The sequence below is a fragment of the Streptomyces sp. WMMB 714 genome, assembly GCF_900090125.1.
Taxonomy (GTDB): Bacteria; Actinomycetota; Actinomycetes; order Streptomycetales; family Streptomycetaceae; genus Streptomyces; species Streptomyces daqingensis.
In genome coordinates, this window is sequence record NZ_FMHJ01000003.1 from 232,106 (window position 1) to 248,612 (window position 16,507).

The 16,507-nt window shown below is 70.9% G+C and carries 15 protein-coding genes, 2 tRNA genes and 1 pseudogene; 12 read left to right on the forward strand and 6 right to left on the reverse strand.

Annotated features, from left to right (window positions below; translation table 11 throughout):
* Positions 1-140 precede the first annotated feature (140 nt).
* The 3 genes from H181DRAFT_RS06385 to H181DRAFT_RS06395 form a co-directional block, all read right to left on the reverse strand.
* Positions 141-1,007, reverse strand: coding sequence for an SMP-30/gluconolactonase/LRE family protein (locus H181DRAFT_RS06385; RefSeq protein ID WP_107068690.1), 867 nt, complete (start codon positions 1,005-1,007; stop codon positions 141-143).
* 74 nt (positions 1,008-1,081) lie between these two features.
* The gene (locus H181DRAFT_RS06390) at positions 1,082-1,855 is read right to left on the reverse strand and encodes an IclR family transcriptional regulator (protein ID WP_045863250.1); all 774 of its coding nucleotides are present in this window, start codon (positions 1,853-1,855) and stop codon (positions 1,082-1,084) included.
* A 233-nt stretch (positions 1,856-2,088) separates the two neighbouring features.
* The gene (locus H181DRAFT_RS06395) at positions 2,089-3,225 is read right to left on the reverse strand and encodes a non-homologous end joining protein Ku (RefSeq protein ID WP_045863251.1); all 1,137 of its coding nucleotides are present in this window, start codon (positions 3,223-3,225) and stop codon (positions 2,089-2,091) included.
* A gap of 30 nt (positions 3,226-3,255) precedes the next feature.
* Here H181DRAFT_RS06395 and ligD point away from each other — a divergent pair, with 30 nt between their 5' ends.
* Complete coding sequence (ligD, locus tag H181DRAFT_RS06400) at positions 3,256-4,146, forward strand: non-homologous end-joining DNA ligase (protein WP_045863252.1); 891 nt, start codon at positions 3,256-3,258, stop codon at positions 4,144-4,146.
* A 140-nt stretch (positions 4,147-4,286) separates the two neighbouring features.
* Here the strand turns inward: ligD and H181DRAFT_RS06405 are convergent, their stop codons facing one another.
* Positions 4,287-4,586, reverse strand: a complete 300-nt coding sequence (locus tag H181DRAFT_RS06405; RefSeq protein WP_045863253.1) for a YtxH domain-containing protein — start codon at positions 4,584-4,586, stop codon at positions 4,287-4,289.
* Positions 4,587-4,745: 159 nt separating this feature from the next.
* On the opposite strand from H181DRAFT_RS06405, the gene H181DRAFT_RS06410 reads away from it, so the two are divergent.
* From H181DRAFT_RS06410 to H181DRAFT_RS06435, 7 genes and pseudogenes are all read left to right on the forward strand, one after another.
* Positions 4,746-4,818, forward strand: a tRNA-Asn gene (locus H181DRAFT_RS06410).
* Between the two features lie 201 nt (positions 4,819-5,019).
* Positions 5,020-5,093: transfer RNA gene (locus H181DRAFT_RS06415), tRNA-Ile, on the forward strand.
* A 161-nt stretch (positions 5,094-5,254) separates the two neighbouring features.
* Positions 5,255-5,479, forward strand: coding sequence for a hypothetical protein (locus H181DRAFT_RS06420; protein ID WP_045863254.1), 225 nt, complete (start codon positions 5,255-5,257; stop codon positions 5,477-5,479).
* A 6-nt stretch (positions 5,480-5,485) separates the two neighbouring features.
* A pseudogene (locus tag H181DRAFT_RS30135) lies at positions 5,486-5,590 on the forward strand (Clp protease N-terminal domain-containing protein); the annotation flags it as partial.
* Positions 5,567-6,139 (forward strand): Clp protease N-terminal domain-containing protein, encoded by a 573-nt coding sequence (locus tag H181DRAFT_RS06425; protein ID WP_254666751.1) that lies wholly within the window; start codon positions 5,567-5,569, stop codon positions 6,137-6,139. The pseudogene H181DRAFT_RS30135 and the gene H181DRAFT_RS06425, both read left to right, overlap by 24 nt.
* Positions 6,140-6,319: 180 nt before the next feature.
* The gene (locus H181DRAFT_RS06430) at positions 6,320-6,850 is read left to right on the forward strand and encodes a hypothetical protein (protein WP_045863256.1); all 531 of its coding nucleotides are present in this window, start codon (positions 6,320-6,322) and stop codon (positions 6,848-6,850) included.
* Positions 6,851-7,184: 334 nt separating this feature from the next.
* Complete coding sequence (locus H181DRAFT_RS06435) at positions 7,185-7,973, forward strand: SAM-dependent methyltransferase (protein WP_045863257.1); 789 nt, start codon at positions 7,185-7,187, stop codon at positions 7,971-7,973.
* A 157-nt stretch (positions 7,974-8,130) separates the two neighbouring features.
* On the opposite strand, the gene H181DRAFT_RS06440 is transcribed toward H181DRAFT_RS06435, so the two are convergent.
* A complete protein-coding gene (locus H181DRAFT_RS06440) occupies positions 8,131-9,309 on the reverse strand; it encodes a MalY/PatB family protein (RefSeq protein ID WP_254666730.1) in 1,179 nt (392 codons plus the stop codon).
* Between the two features lie 105 nt (positions 9,310-9,414).
* Here H181DRAFT_RS06440 and H181DRAFT_RS06445 point away from each other — a divergent pair, with 105 nt between their 5' ends.
* From H181DRAFT_RS06445 to H181DRAFT_RS06460, 4 genes are all read left to right on the forward strand, one after another.
* Positions 9,415-10,821, forward strand: a complete 1,407-nt coding sequence (locus tag H181DRAFT_RS06445; protein ID WP_045863259.1) for an FGGY family carbohydrate kinase — start codon at positions 9,415-9,417, stop codon at positions 10,819-10,821.
* 168 nt (positions 10,822-10,989) lie between these two features.
* Complete coding sequence (locus H181DRAFT_RS06450) at positions 10,990-12,723, forward strand: ABC transporter ATP-binding protein (RefSeq protein ID WP_045863260.1); 1,734 nt, start codon at positions 10,990-10,992, stop codon at positions 12,721-12,723.
* On the forward strand, positions 12,720-14,642 hold the full coding sequence (locus H181DRAFT_RS06455) for an ABC transporter ATP-binding protein (RefSeq protein ID WP_045863261.1): 1,923 nt from the start codon (positions 12,720-12,722) through the stop codon (positions 14,640-14,642). The genes H181DRAFT_RS06450 and H181DRAFT_RS06455 overlap by 4 nt, the downstream gene beginning before the upstream one ends.
* A 39-nt stretch (positions 14,643-14,681) precedes the next feature.
* A complete protein-coding gene (locus tag H181DRAFT_RS06460; protein ID WP_045863262.1) occupies positions 14,682-15,185 on the forward strand; it encodes a DapH/DapD/GlmU-related protein in 504 nt (167 codons plus the stop codon).
* A gap of 3 nt (positions 15,186-15,188) precedes the next feature.
* Here the strand turns inward: H181DRAFT_RS06460 and H181DRAFT_RS06465 are convergent, their stop codons facing one another.
* Complete coding sequence (locus H181DRAFT_RS06465) at positions 15,189-16,397, reverse strand: RNA polymerase sigma factor (RefSeq protein WP_074467763.1); 1,209 nt, start codon at positions 16,395-16,397, stop codon at positions 15,189-15,191.
* Positions 16,398-16,507: the final 110 nt, after the last annotated feature.

A 16,507-nucleotide genomic window follows, 5' to 3' on the forward strand; every position in this document is an offset into this window, starting at 1 on the left:
CTGACAGCGCGGGACGCGGCGGCGAGATGTGAGGCGATGTGATGTGTGGCGGCGCGCCGTTGACGGCGCGCTGTTGACGGTGCGGGACGTACAGGGCACGCGGTTGCTGGTGCGGGACGCCGCGGGCGGGACCTCCCAGCTCAGCCGGCGAAGGCGGGCTGCGGGAGTCCCTGCCCCGCACCCGGCAGCACCAGCACGGAACCCGCCAGCGGATGAGCGGAGACGTCCGTGCCGACGCTGGCGGTGGTGACGTACAGGTCCCGCAGCTCTGCCCCGCCGAAGGCGCAGGCAGTCGGACGGGGCACCGGCACGGGCACGGTGAGGTCCAGCCGGCCGTCCGGCGTGTAGCGGCGGAGGGCTTCACCGTCCCAGAGGGCGACCCATACGCAGCCGTCGGCGTCCACGGTCAGCCCGTCGGGGAAGCCGGCGCCGTCCTCGATCTCCACGAGGGGCCTTCGGCCGGACACCGCGGCCCCGTCGCCGTCCTCCGGGGGCGGCACGTCGAAGACGTCGATGCGGCGGGTCGGCGTGTCGTTGTAGTACATGCGCCGCCCGTCGGGACTCCAGCCGATCCCGTTGCTGACCGTCACCTCCGGCAGCACCGTCGCCGCTGCCCCGTCGCCCGTGAGGCGCTTGAGGTCGCCGCCGCCGGAACGCTCGTCGTAGGCCATGGTCCCAGCCCACAACGCGCCGTCGGGGGCGACAGCCGCGTCGTTGCCGCGGCGGCCGGGCACCGCTTCCCGGTGCAGCCACGAGAAGGCCCCGTCCGCGCCGTAGAGCCCGACGCCGTCCCGCAGGTTGACGACGAGACCGCCGCCCGCCCGGGGCTTCGCCGCACCCACGTGCTGCCCGGTGGCCATGACCGTTCGGACGCCGGTGGACGGATCGTAGGTGTGGACGCGGGAGTTGAGGATGTCCACCCAGATCAGCACCTGCCTGCCGCCGTCCCACGTGGGGCCCTCACCGAGCCGGGCCCCGGCCGGTACGGCCACTTCCGCCCTCAGCACACCGCTCACTCCTACCTCACCCTCGTCACGTACCGCGCCGCGCCGCCAGGCCGCCGCCCGGGCGCACGGCCATGTCACGGGCTCCGGCGGTGCCCGAGCCTGTCCGACAGGTCGGCCGCTCCCTTGACCACCAGTTCCTCGAGCCCGGCCCGCCGCTCCTCACTCCACCGGATCATGGGCACCGAGATGCTGAGCGCGGCGACCACTTCCCCCGAGGAGTCCCGTACCGGCGCGGCGACGCAGCTCACGTCCGGGTTCGACTCGCGCTCCTCCACCGCGACGCCCCGTTCGCGGATCTCCCCGAGCTCGGTACGCAGCACATCGGGCGAAGTGATCGAGTGCGGTGTCAGGGCCGCGAGGGGTTCCGGGCCGCCGAGTCGTGCGTCCAGCTCGTCCTCGCTCAGCGAGGCGAGCAGCATCTTCCCGACGGACGTGCAGTGCGCGGGCAGCCGGCGCCCGGTCGCGGAGACCATGCGCACCGCGTGCGTGCTGTCGACCTTGGCGATGTAGATCACGTCCCGGCCTTCGAGGACGGCCACGTGGACGGTCTCGTCGCAGGTCTCCGCGATGCCACGCGCCACCTGGCGCCCCTCCGCGGCGAGGTCGAGCTGTTCGGCGTAGCGGCTTCCGAGCTGGTAGCCGCGGACGCCCAGCCGGTAGCGGCCGAGCTGGTCGGCGGGCTGCACCAGATAGTTGCGAGCGGTGAGCGTGGTCACGAGTTCGTGCACGGTGGTGCGGGGCAGCCCCAGCCTGCGGGTGATCTCGGGCGCGGAGAGGGTCCCGTCGGTCTCGAGGAAGAGCTCCAGGATGTCCAGGGCCCTGGTCACGGCCGGTACGAGTCGGCCCATCTCCCGCCCCTCCCCTCACTCGCCGCGACGCGCCGCACCGGACTCGGGGCTGCGCGGACGCTCTGCCAATGGTTCGAAATACCGGCACTTGGTCGGTATGGCGAACAGCCTAGTCACTGCACCGCCCGGCCGACAATGCCCGGACCGGGCCCGCCGAGTGCGCCACGCGCAAGGGCAGCGGGCCCGCGGAGATCCGAAGTCAGGCCCAGGTCCCAGGAAGACAGGTCCAGGTTCTAGGCGGTCTTGCGGGGGCGGGCCGTCTTCTTCGCCGCGGTCTTCCGCGCCGGCGTCTTCTGCGTCGTCTTCTTCGCGGCGGACTTCTTCGCCGCAGCCGTCTTCCCGCCCCCGGAGGTCTTCCTCGCAGAGGTCTTCGCGGTGCTCTTCCTCTCCGCGGCCGCCTTCTCGGTGCCCGGTTTCGCGGCCGTCTTCTTCGCCGCGGCCCGGCCGCCCCCGCCGCCCGCGGACTTCGTCCCCGCGCCCGAAGTCTTCTTCGCCGCACCGGACTTGGGCTTCTGCGCCGTCTTCTTCCCGCCCCGCAGCTGGTGCACGGTCGCGTCCTCCGCGGCGGGCGCGCCCTCTTCCCCTCGGGACTGCCGTGCCGCCTGCACGCTGCTCTCCAGTACGGCCATGAGGTCCACGACCTGGCCCTTCCCGGATGCGGCGGCCGCTTCCCTCCCGGCACCGGACGTGTCGACACCCTCCATCTTGGCCGTCACGAGCTGCTCGACGGCCGCCCTGTACTCGTCGTGCAGCTCCGACCAGTCCAGCTCTCCGAGCGTCTCCATCAGGGTGTCCGCGAGGTCCAGCTCCGCGTCCCGGATCGTGACGTCCTCCTCGGGTGCGACACCGCTCGCGGACCGGATCTCCTCCGGCCAGAGCATGGTGTGCAGGGCGAGGACGTCCTCGTAGACCCGCAGCAGCCCCAGGCTCTCCCGCCCCCGCATGGCCAGCTTCCCGACGGCCACCTTCCCGGAGCGCTTCAGCGCCTCCCGCAGCAGCGCGTACGGCTTGGCGGCGGACCTGCCGTCACCCGCCAGGTAGTACGAGCGGTCCAGCTGGATCGGATCGATGTCCTCGGCCGGGACGAAGCCCAGGATCTCCACCGTCTTCGCGGTGGGCAGCGGCAGGGCGGACAAGTCCGCGTCCGTGAGCTGGACGGTCGTACCGTCCCCGGTCTCGAATCCCTTGCCGATCTCCTCGCGCGGCACCTCCTTCTCCTCCAGCTCGCACACCTTCCGGTAGCGGATGCGTCCGCCGTCGGCCGTGTGCACCTGGTGGAAGGAGACGCTGTGGCTCTCGGTGGCCGAAACCACCTTGATGGGTATGGAGACCAGCCCGAAGGAAATGGACCCTTTCCAGATGGATCGCATGGTTCGTCCCTTCTATGGGACTCTCAGGGTATGCCGTTCACGGAGGTCGAGGGCCGCCGTCTGGCCCTCAGCAATCTCGACAAGGTGCTGTATCCGGCCACCGGCTTCACCAAGGGTGAAGCGCTGCACTACTACGTGAGCGTCGCCGAGGTGCTGCTGCCGCATCTCCGCGGTCGCCCGGTCTCCTTCCTGCGCTATCCGGACGGCGTCGACTCCACCGCCTTCTTCGCCAAGAATGTGCCGCCCGGCGCCCCCGACTGGGTGACCGTCCACGAGATCACCGAGGTCAGCAGCGCCCCGCTGCGGCAGGTACTGATCCACGACCTCGCCACTCTCGTCTGGGCGGCGAACCTCGCCGCCCTGGAGCTGCACACTCCGCAGTGGCGCGTCGAGCACGAGGTCCACGCGGACCGTCTCGTCTTCGACCTCGACCCGGGCCCCGGCGCCGGAGTTCTCGAGTGCCGGACCGTGGCGCTGTGGTTGCGCGAACGTCTCGCGGCCGACGACATCACCCTGCTCCCCAAGACTTCCGGAGGCAAGGGGCTGCACCTGCTCGCTCCGATCGAGGTCACGCCCTCCTCGGCGGCCTCCGCCTACGCGAAGAGGACGGCGCAGGAGGCCGAGAGGGCGATGCCGGAGCTCGCGCTCAGCCGGATGGCCAAGGCCCTCCGCCCCGGAAAGGTCTTCGTCGACCACTCGCAGAACGCGGCCGCCAAGACCACCGCCGCCCCCTACACCCTCCGCGCGAAGCGGCAGCCCACCGTCTCCGCCCCCCTCACGTGGGACGAGCTCGTGGCCGCCCGCCACCCCGACGAGCTGGTCTTCTCCGCGTCAGGCTTTCCCGACCGGGTGCGGCGCACCGGAGATCTGCTGGGGCCGCTGCTCGATGCCGGCCTCGCCCGTCCGCTTCCCGGCACCTGATCCGGCGGCAGGTCCGTCGGACGGAGCCGCGCCGTCCCGCACGGAGACGGTCCGCCTCAGCTCCACACGGGAACGGCGGTGCGCGGCCGGAGCGGATCCGGCACGCACACCGCCGCGGACACCGCGCGGAGCACGTAGTGCTACGAGTTGCTGGTGCCCCAGCCGTCGTCCATCGGCGTCCTGTGGTCGCGGAGCGCGCGAACCCTGTCGTTCACCGACTCGGGCAGCCGGTGCCCGATCTTCTCGGAGACCAGGCCGGCCGCCTTCGACGCGGCTTCCCGGCCGGACTGCGCGGCACTCTCGGTGGCGTTGCGCACGGCGGGGTTCTCGGCGAACCGCTGCGCGGACTGCCGGAGACGTTCGTAGCGTTCACGCCCGGCACGGGTGCCGAACACGTACCCGACGGCCACTCCGGCGACGAACGTGAGCCGATAGCGCATGGCTCCACCCTTCTCTCGGTTCTCTCGGATCGTTCGGCTTCTCGGTGGGCACGGGGCCGCACCGATACCGATTTCGGAGTACCCCCTGGCATGCGCTAATGTATTGCCCGCAGCGAGGGAACGCCGCCGACTCCATGTGGGCGCGTCCGAGCAGAGCAGTCCCGTGTAGCTCAATCGGCAGAGCAGCCGGCTGTTAACCGGCAGGTTACTGGTTCGAGTCCAGTCGCGGGAGCACCTGAAAGAGCCCCTGAGGGGGCTCTTTTCCTTTGCCGGTTTCCTTTGCCGGACAAGTCTGTTGGGACGCGTGGGAACCGAGCACCCCGTACTCGGAGTCCTCCATCCCGTACGTCTCCACCCGGCACGGGCGGGAGATCGTATGAGCAGCTATGCTGCGGCAGACGCGGCGCGCACAGATGTACGTTGCCCGTCGTACGGGGCGGTAGCTCAGCCGGTTAGAGCAACGGACTCATAATCCGTCGGCCGTGGGTTCGAGTCCCACCCGCCCCACCGTGCACAACAGTCCGGCAGCCCGGCTGCCGGCGAACAGGCCCGTCGCAGGGCCGGCCACAGGCGCAACCAGCGCCCTGTGGCCTCTTTTTTTGCCCGCGAACCCTCCTGGGTTGTCAATGTTGGTTGACAGAACCTGCTTGTCATCCTAAGTTGACAGCATGGCCGCATCGGACGCACGAGAAGCAGTGGACACCGCCGAGGCCGCTCTCGACAGCGATCCCCGTGTGGGGCTCAGAGCCGTCGCCGCGCTGCGGCGGCTGACCGAGCGCCTGGAGGCGCTGCAGGTCGACAGCGCCCGCACGCAGGGATGGTCCTGGGACGAGATCGGGGCAGCCCTCAGCGTGAGCAGGCAGGCCGTACACAAGAAGCACGCGAGGAGGTAGGCGAGGATGTTCGAGCGATTCACGAAGCCGGCCCGGCTGGTGGTCGTCGGGGCGCAGGAGGAAGCCCGGAGCCTGGGCCACGACTGGGTGGGCACGGAGCATCTGCTGCTCGCCGCGGTGGCGCGCCATGCGGAGGCGCCGGGCGCCGCGACCCTGGTACGCCTCGGAGTCACCGCCGGGAACTGCCGCGCGGCGGTCGCGAACGTGGTCAGCAGCGGCAGCGGCTCGCTGGGCCCTGAGGACGCCGAGGCGCTCAAGGCGCTCGGCATCGACCTCGACGAGATCCGGCGGCGGGCCGAGAACGCCTTCGGCGACGGGGCGTTGGACGCACCCCGGCCGCAGCCGGGTGGAGCCGCGGGCCGCCGGCGGCTTCGCTTCCCGCGGCGCCGGCTCCCCCGGAGCAAGGGGAGCCTCGGGCTGCCCTCGGAGGTGGAGACGCCGTCGGGGCACATCCGCTTCACCCAACGGGCCAAGAAGGCACTGGAGTTGTCGCTGCGAGAGGCGATCGCCCGCCGGGACAGGCACATCGGCGTCGAGCACATCGTGCTGGCCCTGCTGCGCGGGGACGACAAGATCTCGGCCGGCCTCTTCCAGCAACTCGGCGTCTCCCCGGGCGACATGCGAGACCTCGTGGTGGCGGACCTGCGTCCGGCGGCCTGAGTCCGCGGCGAACCCCCCGACGAGCGGGGCACGTTGGTCCTCGAACCGGACACCCCGTCAGAAACGGCCCACTCCCCGTACAACCTCTCAGTGCGGACACGTGTCTTCTTGGGAGCCGGAACTTTACGGGCAAGAACCGCAAGATTCGGCAGTCACCTTTTCTGACCACGAGGGGGAAAAATGCGCATTCGCCATGCCAAATCTCTGATCGCCGCGCTGACTTGCGCCGCGGTGGTGATCCCGGCGGGGGCCGCCTACGCGGGCAGCGGGCCGGCACCGAAGCCGTCGGAGCGGAGCGTCTCGAAGTCCACCGCGCCCTCGGCGAAGGGCAATCCGTCGAGCAAGGCCGCCGAGGCCGCCGGGGTGTGCGACGACGCGTACCAGATCGGCACCACCGGGTACGTCAAGCGGAACGGCACCACGATCGCCTCGGTCAAGCAGTTCTACTCGCCGGAGTGCCAGGAGAACTACGGCTACGTCTGGGTGTGGGACAGCTTCCACGGCACCGCCGGCGACTACGACGTGACCACCGGCGTCTACAGCTACTCGCAGGACAAGGTCCTCGGCCGCAAGGCGTGGACGGACACCACCAAGCAGGAGTTCTGGTCGAACGGCACGGCCACCGTGCAGGAGTGCACCGCGGCCGTGGGCTCCGTGCGCAAGGCGGGGGACCCGACTCCCAACAACGCCGCCTCGTCGAAGCGTTGCTGACTCCGCGGAACTGACGGCCGGGCGCTGAGGCTCCCCGCGCGGGCACCGACGCCGTGCGGGGAGCCTGCGCGTCGAGGGGCATCCGCGACGGGCAGCGACACCGGCGCTCCGCACCTGTCGGCCCGCGGCCCGGGACGCTCACGTCATGTGATCCCCGCCGCACAGCCTGATAGTTTCAACTTGACGGCAGCACACCGCAGTTGCCCTCGAAGACCGTACGATTCCCGTCCGTCAGTGCGCACTTCGCCCGCCCTTGGAGGTTGCCCGTGAACAGCCCGGGCCTCAGCTCGCTCCCGCCGGTCCCCGCCGCTCCCCACTCCTCCGAGGTGGCGCGATGACCGGCGAGGGAACCACCGAGATAGACACCAGCAGGCCGCACTCCGCCCGGATGTACGACTACTACCTCGGCGGCAAGGACTGGTACCCGGTGGACCAGGAGGCCGCCGAGAAGGTGCTCAAGGTCCTGCCGACCGCCAAGGCGAGCGCCCGGGGCAACCGCAGCTTCATGCACCGGGTCACCAAGTGCCTCGCCGGGGACCACGGGATCCGCCAGTTCATCGACATCGGCTCCGGCATTCCCACCGAGCCGAACCTGCACCAGGTCGCGCAGGGCGTCGACCCGCACTGCCGCGTGGTCTACGTCGACCACGACCCGGTGGTGCTCGAGTACGCCGACGCCCTCCTGGCAGGCACCCCCGAGGGCCGCACGACGTACGTGCAGGCGGACATCCGCCACGACGACGTCCTGAAGACACGGAACGTACGGGACACGCTCGACCTGGACCGGCCCGTCGCGCTCTCCCTCAACGCGCTGCTCCACTTCATCCCCGACGAGTACGGGCCCTACGAACTCGTCCGCTCCATGGTCGGCAGGCTCGCGCCCGGCAGCTTCCTGGTGCTCACCTACGGAAGCGCGGAGCTGGACCCCTCGATGAAGAAGGTCGAGGAGATCTACCGGGCGGAGGGCACCCCTCTGCAGATGCGGCCCAAGAGCGAGATCGCGCTCTTCTTCGAGGGGCTGGAGCTGATCGACCCCGGCCTGGTCCCCATCGGCGAGTGGCGTCCCGAGGCCGGCGAACTGAGCGCCCCGGGTTACGCGGGCGTCGCCCGCAAGCCCGCCTGACTCCCCCGCCGCGCTTTCGCCGCTTCCGCGGCCCGTGCCCCGGAACGACCGGTGACGGGCCGGCGGAGCGGCGAACGCGCAGGCAGACAGGCAAGGAGACAGGGAGCCAGACAGCCAGGCAGGCAGGGAGACGAGCGAACGGGCACGCGGGGAACCGTCAGACCGCGGAGGCCATCCGCCGCACCGCCTCTTCGAGGATCTCCGGGGACGTCGCGGTGTTGAGCCGGACGAAGCCCTCGCCGCCCGTGCCGAAGGCGGTACCGGGGACCAGGGCGACGCGGCCCCGCTCCAGGAACGCGGCGGCGGGATCGGCGAGGCCCAGCGCGCGGCAGTCGAGCCACGCGAGGAACGTGCCCTGCTGCTGCCGGTAGCGCACGTCCGGAAGGTGCTCCCGCAGAAGTCCGTCGAGCAGCTTCCTGTTCCCATCCAGTCCGGCCAGCAGCGCGTCCAGCCAGCCGGTCCCGTGCCGCAGGCCCGCGACGTGGCCGATCACGCCGAGGTGGCTCGGGCCGTGGCTGACCTCCTCCGGCATCAGCTTCAGCTCCGCGGCCGACTCGCTGCCCGCGACCGCCACCGCCGCCTTCAGCCCGGCCAGGTTCCACGCCTTCGACGCCGACATCAGGGAGAAGGCACGCTCCGTGCCCGGCAGCGACAGGTACGGCACGTGCCGGGCGCCGGACAGCACCAGGGGCGCGTGGATCTCGTCGGCGACGACGCGCACCCCCCATTCCGCCGCCAGCTCCGTCGCGGCGGCCAGCTCGCCGGCCGTGTGGACGGTGCCGGTGGGGTTGTGGGGGCTGCACAGCAGGTAGGCGGCACGGCGGTCCTCGCCCGACGGCTCTCCGGAGGAGCCGGACGCGGTGGCGGTGCGGAACGCCGAGGCCAGCGTGTCCGGATCGAGGCGGCCCTCCTCGTCGAGCGGCGCCTCCACGACGCGGCGGCCCATGTTGGAGACGAACTGGTAGAAGGGCGGGTAGACGGGCGGGTTGACCACGACCGCGTCTCCCGGCGAGGTGATCAGCTTCAGCACCTCGACGACGCCCATCATCACGTCGGGCACGATCGCCGCACGCTCGGGGTGCACACGCCAGCCCCAGCGCTCCGCGGCGAACGCGTCCAGAGCCGCGACGTACTCCTCCCCCATCGCGTATCCGGTGTCGCCCGCCTCGACCGCGGCGCGCACCGCCTCGACGACGGGCTCGGCCAGCGGCACGTCCATCTCCGCGATCCACAGAGGCAGCACGTCACCGGGGTGGACGCGCCACTTCGCGCTCGTACGACGGCGCAGCTCGTCCAGGGAGCACTGCTTCAGCGGGTTGCTCGTATATGTGTCCACCCGGACCACGCTAGGCCGTCACGCGCCGCCGCATCAGACCGCGAGGGCCGGAGGGCAGAGGGGGGCGGGCCACTCGCGGGGGCGGGTAGGGCATCATTCCGCTCCATGGGGATAGTCGCCGGTCTGGAAAGCTCAGCGGAGTACACACGCATCGTCGTCTGCGACGCGGACTCCGGTGCCGTCGTCAGGCACGGCTACGCCGACCACCCCGACCCGCGTGAGGACCCGCAGTCGTGGCTGATGTCGCTGGGCCGTGCGGCCGGTGGCGGGCAGTTCGCGGACGTCGAGGCGATCGGGGTGGCCGCGCAGCAGCAGGGCCTGATCGTGACCGACTCTGCCGGGGCGGCCCTGCGTCCGGCGCTGCTGGGCAACGACAGGCGGGTCCAGCCCGCGGCGGCCGACCTCGTCGACGCGCTGGGCGGGCGGGAGGCCTGGGCGCAGGCCGTCGGCGCGGTCCCCCAGGCCGCCCACCCCGTCTCCAAGCTGCGCTGGCTCGCCCGCAACGAACCGGAGAACGCCGCCAGGGTGGCCGGCGTGCTCCAGCCGCACGACTGGCTGGTGTGGCAGCTGCTGGGCCGGCCGCTGCGCCGTACCACCGACCGGGGCGACGCCTCGGGCACCGGCTACTGGTCGGCGTCGCTGGAGATGTACCGGCCCGACCTCGTGGAGCTGGCGCTCGGGCACCAGGTGGCGATGCCCGACGTCCTGGCCCCGGCGGAGCCGGCGGGGCGCACGCCGGAGGGCCTGCTGATCTCCGCCGGAACGGGCGAGACGATGGCCGCCGCGTTCGGCCTGGGCCTCGGCCTGGGCGACGCCGTGATCTCGCTCGGCGCGTCCGGTTCCGTCTTCGCCGTCCACCACGAGGCGCTCGCCGACCCGACGGGCACGATCACCTCGTACGCGGACGCCACCGGCATGCATCTTCCGGCCGTCCGGACGCTCAACGCGACGCGCGTGCTCCGCGGCACCGCGGAGCTGCTCGGCACCGATCTCGACGGGCTCTCCGAGCTGGCCCTGAAGTCCTCCCCCGGTGCGTACGGGCTGGTGCTGCTGCCCTATCTGGAGGGCGAGCACACCCCGGACCTCCCGCACACGGCCGGGTCCCTGCACGGGCTGAGACGCGAGAGCATGAAGCCGGAGCACATGGCCCGGGCAGCGGTCGAGGGAATGCTGTGCGGGCTCGCCGACGCCCTCGACGTACTGCGCGGGCGGGGCGTGCAGGTGCGGCGGCTGTTCCTGCTGGGGCAGGCCGCGGGCCTTCCCGCGGTGCAGGCGGTCGCACCCGCGCTGTTCGGGGCGCAGGTCGTCGTGCCCCGGCCCGCCGACTACACCGCCACGGGCGCCGCCCGGCAGGCGGCCTGGGCGATGAGCGGCACGGGAATGCCTCCGCGCTGGCCTGCCGCCGAGTGCCAGGTCTTCGACGCGGGCGAGGAGTTGGCCGCCGGGCAGGCGGTGCGCCAGCAGTACGAGGCCGTACGGGAAGAGACGCACCCGGGGGCCTTCAAACGCTGACGGGGCGCCGGGCCGGGAGCGGGTGGGCATGGGCGCTGTACGGGCGGGCACATGTTCAGCCCAGAGCGATCAAGGGCCTCTTTGCCGGGAGTTGACGCCGTCGGCCCGGGAGCTGGCCGAAGATGGACGAGACCGCTTTCGCTCGTCTTTTCCACCACGGGGACCAATGTGCTGATCCGTCTGCTCCGAGACCACGTGCGCCCGTACAGACGGGCGGCGCTCCTGCTCGTACTGCTGCAGCTGGTGCAGACGTCCGCCACGCTCTACCTGCCCACGCTCAACGCCGACGTCATCGACAACGGTGTCGTGCGCGGTGACACCGGCTACATCCTGCGGGTCGGAGGCGTGATGGCCGCCGTCTCCGTCGCACAGATCGGGTGCAACATCGGCGCCGTTCTCATCGGCGCACGGACCGCCGCCGCGCTCGGCAGGGACATGCGGGCGACGGTCTTCGACCGGGTGCAGACGTTCTCCGCGCGCGAACTCGCCCGGTTCGGGGCGCCGTCACTGATCACGCGCACGACGAACGACGTCCAGCAGGTGCAGACGCTGGTGCTGATGACCTTCACGCTGATGGTCTCGGCGCCGATCATGTGCGTCGGCGGGCTGGTCATGGCGCTCGGACAGGACGTGCCGCTCTCGTCCGTGCTGCTCGGGGTCGTCCCCGTCCTCGCGCTCTCCGTCGGTCTGATCGTGCGCCGGATGCGGCCACTGTTCCGCACGATGCAGGAACGGCTCGACGGCGTGAACAGGGTGCTGCGGGAGCAGATCACCGGCACCCGCGTCATCCGCGCCTTCGTCAGGGACGAGTACGAGCAGCGCCGCTTCTCCGAGCACAACTCCGCGCTGACGGACGTGCAGTTGCGCAGCGGACGGCTGATGGCGCTGATGTTCCCCACCGTCATGACCGTGGTGAACGCCTCCAGCGTCGTCGTCGTGTGGTTCGGGGCGCACCGGGTGGACGACGGCCAGATGCAGATCGGCGCGCTGACGGCCTTCCTCGCGTATCTGATGCAGATCGTGATGTCCGTGATGATGGCCACCTTCATGTTCATGCTCGTGCCGCGTGCGGAGGTGTGCGCCGAGCGCATCACCGAGGTGCTGGACACCGACTCCAGCGTCGTACCGCCCGCGCACCCGGTGCGGACGCTGCACGGCCCCGCGACGCTGGAGCTGCGGGGCGCGGGATTCCGCTATCCCGGTGCGGAGGCTCCCGTGCTGCGGGACATCGATCTGCTGGCACGCCCCGGTGAGACGACCGCCGTGATCGGTTCGACGGGCAGCGGCAAGTCGACGCTGATCGGCCTGGTGCCCCGGCTGTTCGACACCACGGAGGGCAGCGTCCTGCTCGGCGGGAAGGACGTGCGGGAGCTCGATCCGCAGCTCGTGGCACGGACGGTGGGACTGGTACCGCAGCAGCCGTACCTGTTCTCCGGCACCGTCGCCTCGAACCTCCGCTACGGGCGGCCGGACGCGACGGACGACGAGCTCTGGGAGGCCCTGGAGACGGCGCAGGCACGGGAGTTCGTGGCCGCCATGGAGGGCGGGCTGGAGGCGGAGATAGGCCAGGGCGGCAACAACGTCTCCGGCGGGCAGCGGCAGCGGCTCGCCATAGCGCGGGTACTGGTGCACCGTCCGGCGGTCTACCTCTTCGACGACTCGTTCTCCGCGCTCGACTACGCCACGGACGCGGCGCTGCGGGCGGCGCTCGCCCGGACGACGGCGGACGCGACGGTCGTCATCGTCGCCCAGCGGGTGTCCACCATCCGCGAAGCCGACCGGATCCTGGTGCTGGAGGAGGGCCGTGTCGTGGGAGCGGGCAGGCACGAGGAGCTGATGGCCGGGAACGAGACCTACCGGGAGATCGTGCTCTCCCAGCTGACCGAGCAGGAGGCGGCGTGAGCGGGCCGGCGCGGATCCTCGGCGGCGGCGCTCCGCCGCAGCGTTCCACGGACTTCAAGGGGGCGGCGAAGCGGCTGCTCCGGCAGTTCGCTCCGGAGCGTTGGACGTTGGCGGGCATGGGCCTGCTCGTCCTGGTCAGCGTCAGCTTGAGCGTGCTCGGGCCGAAGATCCTGGGGCATGCGACCGACCTGATCTTCGCCGGCTTCGTCGGCAAGCAGCTCCCGGACGGCGCGACCAGGGAGCAGGTCCTGGAGCGGATGCGCGCCGAGGGCGACGGAAAGGTCGCCGACATGCTCTCCGGCATGCACTTCACCCCTGGTCAGGGCATCGACTTCGGTGCGGTCGCGCGGGTGCTCGCCGTCGTCCTCGTGATCTACGCGCTCGCGGGTCTCATGATGCTCCTGAGCGGCCGTCTGTCCGTCCGGGCGATCAACCAGACAGTCTTCCGGCTGCGTGAACAGGTGGAAGCGAAACTCGCGCGACTGCCGCTGTCGTACTTCGACAGGCAGACGCGTGGGGAGGTGCTCAGCCGGGTCACGAACGACATCGACAACGTCGGGCAGACCCTGCAGCAGACGTTGGGGCAGATCATCAACTCGCTGCTCACCATCGCCGGTGTGCTGGTGATGATGTTCTGGATCTCGCCTCTGCTGGCACTGGTCGCGATGGTGACCGTCCCGGTGTCCCTGACGGTCGCCACCCGGCTGGGCAAGCGGGCGCAGCCGGAGTTCGTGGAGCAGTGGGCGTCGACGGGCCGGCTGAACGCGCACATCGAGGAGATGTACACCGGGCACGCGCTGGTGAAGGTCTTCGGGCGCCAGAAGGAGTCCGCGGAGACGTTCCGCGAGCACAACGAGGCACTGTGCCGGGCGGGCTTCAAGGCGCAGTTCGTCAGCGGGATCATGCAGCCCGCCATGATGTTCATCGCGAACATCAACTACGTGCTGGTGGCGGTCGTCGGCGGACTGCGGGTCGCTTCGGGCGCCCTGTCCATCGGCGACGTGCAGGCCTTCGTGCAGTACTCGCGGCAGTTCTCGCAGCCCCTCACGCAGGTCGCCTCAATGGCGAACCTGGTGCAGTCGGGAGTGGCCTCAGCGGAGCGCGTCTTCGAGATCCTGGACGCCGAGGAGCAGTCGCCGGAGCCGGAGAACCCGCAGCGCCCCCGTTCTCTGAGCGGACGTGTGGAGTTCGAGAAGGTCAGCTTCCGCTACGAACCGGACCGTCCCCTCATCGAGAACCTGTCGCTGACAGTCGAACCCGGCCGAACTGTCGCGATCGTGGGGCCGACGGGCGCGGGCAAGACCACTCTGGTCAACCTGCTGCTGCGGTTCTACGAGACCCGCGGCGGCCGGATCCTGCTCGACGGCACCGACATGGCGGCCATGGACCGCGAGGAGCTGCGCTCCCACATCGGAATGGTGCTGCAGGACACGTGGCTCTTCGGCGGCACCATCGCCGAGAACATCGCCTACGGGGCGCAGGACGCGACCCGCGCGCAGATCGAGGAGGCCGCGCGGGCCGCACACGCAGACCGGTTCATCCGCACGCTGCCGGACGGCTACGACACAGTGCTCGACGAGGACGGCACGGGGGTGAGCGCCGGTGAGAAGCAACTGCTCACCATCGCGCGGGCGTTCCTGTCGGACCCGGTCATCCTCGTGCTCGACGAGGCGACCAGCTCCGTCGACACCCGCACGGAGGTCCTCATCCAGAAGGCGATGGCGCGGCTGTCGCACGGGCGTACCAGCTTCGTCATCGCGCACCGGCTCTCCACCGTGAGGGACGCCGACGTGATCCTCGTGATGGAGGACGGGGCCATCGTGGAGCAGGGATCGCACAGCGAACTGCTGGAGGCGGGCGGCGCCTACGCCCGCCTGTACACGTCTCAGTTCGCGGCGGCGGCCGTGGAGGTCGACTAGGTGTCCCGTGAGGTGGGGGACGCGGCTGGAGGGACGAGGATGAGCTTCGTGGAGAGAGTGCAGCGCGCGATCCGGCTGACCGAGGAGCTGAACGCGCTTCGCTATGCCGAGCAAGAGGCGATCCGCGAAGGATGGAGCAAGCTGACGGGCCAGACCGTCGACGAGAGTTTCCATCTCATCCCGCCGGTCTACTCCGACCACGGGATCAATATCCGGCTCGGCCGAAACGTCTTCGTGAACCAGAACTGCCGCTTCAACGACATCGGTGGGATCGACATCGGTGACGACGTCATGATCGGCCCCGGCGTCAGCCTCCTCACCTCAGGCCATCCCCTCGACCCGGTACAGCGGCGCACCGGCATCACGTCGGCACCGATCCGCATCGGTCGAAACGTGTGGATCGGGGCCTCCGCCCTGATCATGCAGGGCGTGACCGTCGAGGCGGACGCCGTCGTTGCCGCCGGTGCGGTCGTCACCCGCGACGTGCCCGCGCGAACGCTGGTCGCCGGCGTGCCGGCCACGGTGATCAAGAAGGTCGGTTGACGCTCAGTCGAGGTAGCCGCGCAGCTGGTCGGCGAAGGCGTGGTCGCGGAGCTTGCCGAGGGTCTTGGACTCGATCTGCCGGATGCGCTCGCGGGTCACGTTGAAGAGGGTGCCGATCTCCTCCAGCGTGCGCGGGCGTCCGTCCACGAGCCCGTAGCGCAGCTGGACGACCTTGCGTTCGCGCTCTCCCAGCGTGGACAGGACGGCCTCCAAGTGCTCCCGCAGCAGCAGGAACGCGGCCGACTCCACCGGTGAGGGCGCGTCGCCGTCCTCGATGAGGTCGCCGAGGTTGACGTCCTCCTCGTCCCCCACCGGCGCGTGCAGGGACACCGGTTCCTGGGCGAGGCGAAGCACCTCGCTGACGCGCTCCTCCGTGAGGTCGAGCTGCGCGGCGACCTCCTCGGGCGCCGGCTCGTACCCCCGCTCCTGCAGCAGGCGCCGCTGGACGCGTACGACGCGGTTGATCAGCTCGACGACGTGCACGGGCACCCGTATCGTCCGGGCCTGGTCGGCGAGGGCGCGGGACATCGCCTGGCGGATCCACCAGGTCGCGTAGGTGGAGAACTTGTAGCCGCGGGCGTAGTCGAACTTCTCCACGGCCCGTATCAGTCCGAGGTTGCCCTCCTGGACCAGGTCGAGCATGGTCAGCCCGCGACCGACGTAGCGTTTCGCGACGGAGACGACGAGGCGGAGGTTCGCCTCGATGAGGCGGCGCTTGGCGATCCTGCCCATGACGACCAACTGGTCGAGTTCATGGGCGAGTTCCGTGTCGATCGCGGCGGTGTTCGTGAGCTTCTCCTCCGCGAAGAGGCCCGCCTCGACGCGGCGTGCGAGGTCGACCTCCTCGGCCGCCGTCAGCAGCGGAATGCGCCCGATCTCGCGCAGGTACTGCCGGAAGAGATCTGCCGACGGGCCGCTGCCCGTCTCCTGCCTGGCGGGGCTCCCCCGGTCCGCCTCGCGCTCCCGGGCCGCACGCGGAAGCGGCGCTTCGGCGTCGGGACCGTCCGGAGCCGCGGCCGGCGCCGGCGGTTCGGACGGCGCGGGGCCGTCGGGCAGCAGAGGTGGAAGCGCCCCTGCGGGCGCGGCCCCCGCAGGCGCCACGGGGGCGACGTCCGCGATCGTCGGGGCGGGGGGAGCCGCGCTGGTCAGGGTCCGGGTCTGCACGGGGGCGACCTCCAGTGTGCTCGCTGCCGGTCGGGGGGCGGCGTACATGCTGTGCGGATCCGCGGGGGACTCCGGCCCTCCGGCCGCGACGCCGCCCCGCTCCGAGGACTCAGGCACCGCACACCAGTGTGGGGTACGACACACTTCCGCCACGAGGG